At 58.7% G+C, this 5,069-nt stretch carries 7 protein-coding genes; 2 read left to right on the top strand and 5 right to left on the bottom strand.

From position 1 onward, the window contains the following. Both ACOVQ0_RS18860 and ACOVQ0_RS18855 read left to right on the top strand, forming a co-directional pair. The coding region (locus ACOVQ0_RS18860) for a hypothetical protein (protein WP_421888159.1) at positions 1–479 on the top strand (479 nt) is incomplete at its 5' end. Next, on the top strand, positions 472–690 hold the full coding sequence (locus tag ACOVQ0_RS18855) for a helix-turn-helix transcriptional regulator (RefSeq protein ID WP_124809284.1): 219 nt from the start codon (positions 472–474) through the stop codon (positions 688–690). The genes ACOVQ0_RS18860 and ACOVQ0_RS18855, both read left to right, overlap by 8 nt. An 844-nt stretch (positions 691–1,534) precedes the next feature. On the opposite strand, the gene ACOVQ0_RS18850 is transcribed toward ACOVQ0_RS18855, so the two are convergent. From ACOVQ0_RS18850 to ACOVQ0_RS18830, 5 genes are all read right to left on the bottom strand, one after another. Continuing rightward, on the bottom strand, positions 1,535–2,341 hold the full coding sequence (locus ACOVQ0_RS18850; RefSeq protein WP_124809285.1) for a DUF7017 domain-containing protein: 807 nt from the start codon (positions 2,339–2,341) through the stop codon (positions 1,535–1,537). Between the two features lie 9 nt (positions 2,342–2,350). Further along, on the bottom strand, positions 2,351–2,995 hold the full coding sequence (locus ACOVQ0_RS18845; protein WP_124809286.1) for a hypothetical protein: 645 nt from the start codon (positions 2,993–2,995) through the stop codon (positions 2,351–2,353). Then, complete coding sequence (locus ACOVQ0_RS18840; protein ID WP_124809287.1) at positions 2,992–3,330, bottom strand: hypothetical protein; 339 nt, start codon at positions 3,328–3,330, stop codon at positions 2,992–2,994. The genes ACOVQ0_RS18845 and ACOVQ0_RS18840 overlap by 4 nt, the downstream gene beginning before the upstream one ends. A gap of 187 nt (positions 3,331–3,517) precedes the next feature. Further along, a complete protein-coding gene (locus ACOVQ0_RS18835; protein WP_255631073.1) occupies positions 3,518–4,219 on the bottom strand; it encodes a DUF4158 domain-containing protein in 702 nt (233 codons plus the stop codon). Positions 4,220–4,701: 482 nt separating this feature from the next. Continuing rightward, positions 4,702–5,069 (bottom strand): electron transfer flavoprotein subunit alpha/FixB family protein (locus tag ACOVQ0_RS18830; protein WP_421888154.1); only part of this gene is annotated, 368 nt, incomplete at its 5' end.

Below are 5,069 nucleotides of genomic sequence, written 5' to 3'. Positions count from 1 at the left end.
TGGGCGTACTTGGTGAAAGCCAGACCCGGCGCGACCTCGCGCACCTTCTGCACACGGCGGTCGAACGGAGCGGTCGCAACCGCTGCGAAATCGCGCGTGAGGCAGACCTTCATAAAGACGCGCTACGCCGGACGCTGTGCGGCGAACGAAGCCCGAGCCTTGGCGAAGCGCTGCGCATCCTCGCCTCATCCGGCATGGCGCCGCACGCTCACCTGCTGCTGTTCTTGGGGGCCGGCGGCGACCAGGCAACCCGGTGGCTTCAGACCGACATCGCCCAATTCTTCGAGGAACTGGTCGGCGAACTTCCCTCCGCGCTCGAGCGCGTCCTTGGCAACCAGGTCCATGACGTGAAGCCCCGTTGGGCCAAGGGAACAGCCCACCGGGTGGCGAGGCTTCTTTCCGACCACATCGACGAGCTCGAACGCAAGGATGCACTGCTGGGTGAAGGCGGTACGGGCTTCGGAGGGCGTCATGGCTGAAACAGAACCATTGGCTTCAACTGAGCAACGCCGAATCACCCGTCTCATCCGGCTAAAGGAGGTCCAACATCGCGTCGGTCTCGGCCGATCCACGATCTACCGGTGGATGGCTGAAGGGAAGTTCCCGAAACCGGTTCAGCTGGGTGGATATGCCGTCGCGTGGGCGCAAGAGGACATCGACGATTGGATCTGCAATAAACGCGAAATCTGATTCTGAAGGCCCCCATGTCACTGACGATATTCAAGGAATTCGCTCCGGTGCTCGCCCAGCTCAGCGATGCCGAAATCAACCATCCGCAATCTGATCCAAAATTGCAGATGGCTGGCGAACGCATCGGCGCGCGCCATGTAGAGATGATTTACGCTCCTTTCGATCACATCAACCCGTCGGCCCGCGTCGTTATCATTGGTATGATACCGGGCCGGTTTCAGGCCACCAATGCACTGCGCGCTGCGCGAACTGCATTGGTGCAAGGTCGACCAATCGAAGAGGCGGCGGCTGCCGCCAAGACTTTTGCCAGCTTCTCGGGCGAACCCATGCGGACCAACCTCATCCGCATGCTCGACGCCATCGGCCTTGCGAAATGGCTGGGACTGCCCTCCGCGGCCGCGCTATGGTCCGAACGGAATGACCTGGTCCACTTTACCTCGGCTCTTCGCTATCCGGTTTTCGTCGACGGACAGAATTGGTCTGGCACGCCCGATATGGTGAAGACACCAACTCTGCGTCATTGGTTGGAAGCTTACACTGGTCAGGAACTGCGCGCCTTGCCTGACGCTATCCTCGTGCCCCTTGGTCCAAAAGTTGCTACGGCGATGCAGGCCTTGGCGGCTCAAGGCCTACTCGACGAACGGCGCATCTTGGTCGGTCGCCGCATCCCAGCGGGGCCAATGCCGAGAGAATTGCCTACTTCTTGGGCGACAAAGCAGCAGAGCGCTGCTCAGCCAAGACCAACACCGCCACGATTTCGCAGGCCAAGGTTGACCTGCAGGCTCGAGTTCGCGCTTTCACCAATGCCTGAGCATGCCATCAGTGCGATCGCTCACAAAAAACGTTATAATACTGACGCTTCATTCGGGCCGGATGAGACCCGCACGGCACGCCAACCGATCTTGCCGGTCTTGCCGGTCTTGCCGGTCTTGCCGGTCTTTTCCGCGCGTCTAACCGCAAGGCAAGAAACGTCGTATTTTTGCCCTGTAGCGAAAATCACTGCCAAATCAGGCGGTACGAAAATGTCATCCCGGGGAGTGCGGATGAAGGCGAAGGACTTGCCTTCGTGACGCTCCAATCGCCCCGACATTGTTTCGCACAAGCCCGGCAATTCGACAGCTTGTGAGGACCGCCAGTCCAACGGTGGACCGTCGGGTTCTGCGCGCCCCACTTCCAAAGTTGTCCCTGCTACGAGGTCGGCAATCTGGGGGAACCTGGCGTGTTTCAGCGCAATTCCCGAATTTACGCCCGTGGCAATATAGCTGAGCGCCTTGTCCTTGTTAACGTGATCAACGACCCCTTGGACATAGGTAAGGCTCTTGCGATCCAAACTGCGAAGAAGTGCCGTTGCCGCCGAACTCGCATCGGGCAAATCTTGCATGCTGCCATCGCCATTGATGCGCGAAAACCACTCGCTGCTTGCTGACTGCTGCAGTTCCTGGGGGATCTTGTACCCTGACTGTTCGCGGTATTTAAGCGCAAGCGATGTTTGGCGGGCAGCTTCGGCGTAGCGCTTTGCCAACGCAAGTCGATGGGCGAGATGGATGCGAATTTTCGCCACCTCTTGCTCTTCTCTTGCGAGTTGAGTGGCGTACACAAAACAGATCAACGCATCGTCGGGCCGTGACTTCTCGAGTATCTCGCCGAGCAAGGCCCAGGTCTAAGCGGCGCGGGACTGGCGCCGTAAGACCGGTGCCAAGCGCTTGATCGCAAGTTCATCTTCTCCGCGAGCCAGGTGAGCTTTGCTCTGGTAGTAATTTAGCCACTGATCGCTGGGATTTTCGACTAATGATTTGTCGAGAATGCCCAATCCCCAGTCAATCAACTCGGAAGACGATTGACCATCGGCAAGACGTGCTGCAGCTTCTCTGCAGATCGCACGTCGGAAGCGCTGTTCCAGGCTGTCGATTGTTTTGCCTTTGTCATTGACGAACGGCTGCCGATCATCATCGGAAAAATCATCTGTCCCGGCCCAACGCGCAAATCCGAGAAACTCGCGCCAGTCCTTCGAAACCTTGCCCGCCAGACGCAGCATCTGGGAAAAGGCGGTATCGCGTCGCAGAAGGTCTGCGAACTTGACAAATTCCCGCATGGATGGCGTGAATTGGTTGTTCAATTCAGTGGCGGACAAATGACCTGTCTCGTAGCGCCCCACCACATCCTTCATCTGGTCATAGAGCACCCAGGCGTATGCGCGCAGAAACCAGACATCGCGAGCATTCGCTTCGTAATTTTGTCTGGCCACATCCAATGCCTCGGATGAACGCCCCTGCTTTCGCAGTTTAAAGATTGTGTCGGATGTCATGGGTTGGTCGCTGCATCCGCTGACATCAGCCTCTGCACATCCTCGTAAAGCCCTTTGGTGCGGCCCGGACCGCCAACTTCCTGCGCGGCCGTCCAGGTCGACTTGCTGTTGAACGAAAAGTCGATATCCCCGCGTCGTGAAGCATCGGCAAAACTGACACGCAGACGATATGGAGATAATTCAACGCCGGTGCGTGCGATAGGCGACCCAGCCAGCGCACGGTCCATCAAGTCGAGGAACTTTTGGATGAATGCGTCCGGCCGGATGGCATCTTTCTTCCCGGCCACCTCGCCGAGAATGTCCAGCGCCTCACCGGCAAGGAGGCGGTCTGACACCGACCCTGGAGCCTCCGGGCTTGTCGCCAAAGATCGGCGATCCGGTAATCAATCATCCCCAAACCATCGTCGGTGAGACGCAAAAGTTGCAGTCGCAGGAAGCACGCCAGTTCGAGAATTTTGCGCTCACCGCGCATCCGCCTGAGCGTCGCGGGCTTGCGGTACAACATCGATCGCGCCTGAGCTTTCAGCATTCCGGTCGACAAGCCGAGGTCCAGCTTGTCGGCACCAAGCTTTTCAAGAAATCGATCTTCGCGATATGGTCGGCGAGGCCTTTGGTCTTACGAGAGGATGGGCCGTCTCGAAGCCATTCGAGCCGCGTTTTGCCGGTTGTTATCGTCTCCGACAGTCCCGGCAGCCAGGCCTTCGTCTGCTCCGCTCCGACTGCGGTCATGACGCCGGCCAACAGCCCCGCATCATGGTGGCGCCGGGCGGCTATTGCCGAACTCCTCAGTCGCCGCGAGGGAAGTTGGATATAGCGATGGTCAGCGATCCATGCACGCGCAGCTCGTTCTAAGTCGTCCGCCAGGAATTTGTCGCCGGCCTCGCGTCGCAGATGGCCGTTTAGCGCGCGTTCGCCATGTTCGGTGAGGTCGCGCAAACCCAGAGCCCGCTTGGCCACCTCCTGGTGCTCAAAAAGGGTGCGCCGTCGACGATACAGCGCACGGATCGAAGCCAGGTGCGGCGGCGCAATTTCGAGTTCAGCGCCCAAATGAGCCAGCACACGCGTTGGAATCATCTCAACGGAATTGAGCGGCGTTCCGGCGAGCCGCAGGAAACCGATCTGCAGCGCCACGCCCAACCTGTACAATGGACGACGTCGGCGGTTGACAGTTCGCCGCTCATCCTCGGCGAACGAGAAGAAATGCGCAATTTCAGAATCGGTCAAGTCGTCTGGAAACCGGTCCCCACCAAGATATTGTCGAAGTGGTGCGCCCACGACTCGATCCTCCTTAGGATGAGCCTACACACCGCAGGCAAAAGGTCGTAAAATCTGGCGGCCAATAAATATCAATGGCTTACTGATTTCTATCGATGTTAAATCTTATATTTCCGCAACTTGCTTAGTGGCACTTTTTGCACAATGGCTACGAGAACCCATATTTGCGCCTCCGAAAAATTTGATCTCTTCATCACACACTCCGTATCCTGGACCTCCGTTCATAACTGGAATTTTCCAGCTCCGAACGGTCCAAGATTCCGGGTGCAGGTCAGCCGGCGGTGAACGCGCGGTAATCGCTGGCAATTACTAAGAATGAGTCTGTGCCTGCCTCAATCCGGTCCGGAACCGATCGGTCGCTTCGACCAGTTCGCTGACGCCACCGACTGCCTCGACAGGTTGCTCACAGCTTTTCCGGTTCTGCAGGAGCGTCAAAGCTTGCCCGTCAGTTCCGGGACCAGGGTGAACAGGTCGCCCACGAGGCCGATGTCGGCGACTTGGAAGATCGGGGCGTCCTCGTCCTTGTTGATGGCGATGATGGTCTTGGAGTCCTTCATGCCGGCCAAGTGCTGGATCGCGCCCGAGATGCCGACGGCGATGTAGACTTCGGGGGCCACGATCTTGCCGGTCTGGCCGACCTGGTAGTCGTTGGGCACGTAGCCTGCATCGACCGCCGCGCGGCTCGCGCCGATGCCAGCGCCGAGCTTGTCGGCGAGCGGGGTGATGATCTGTTCGAAGGTGGCCGCATCCTTCAGCGCGCGGCCGCCCGAGACGATGATCTTGGCGCTGGTCAGTTCGG

This window comes from Novosphingobium sp., assembly GCF_049240505.1.
Classification (GTDB): Bacteria; Pseudomonadota; Alphaproteobacteria; order Sphingomonadales; family Sphingomonadaceae; genus Novosphingobium.
Note: the sequence above shows the minus strand (reverse complement) of the source record. Positions and strands in the feature narration are given on the sequence as shown.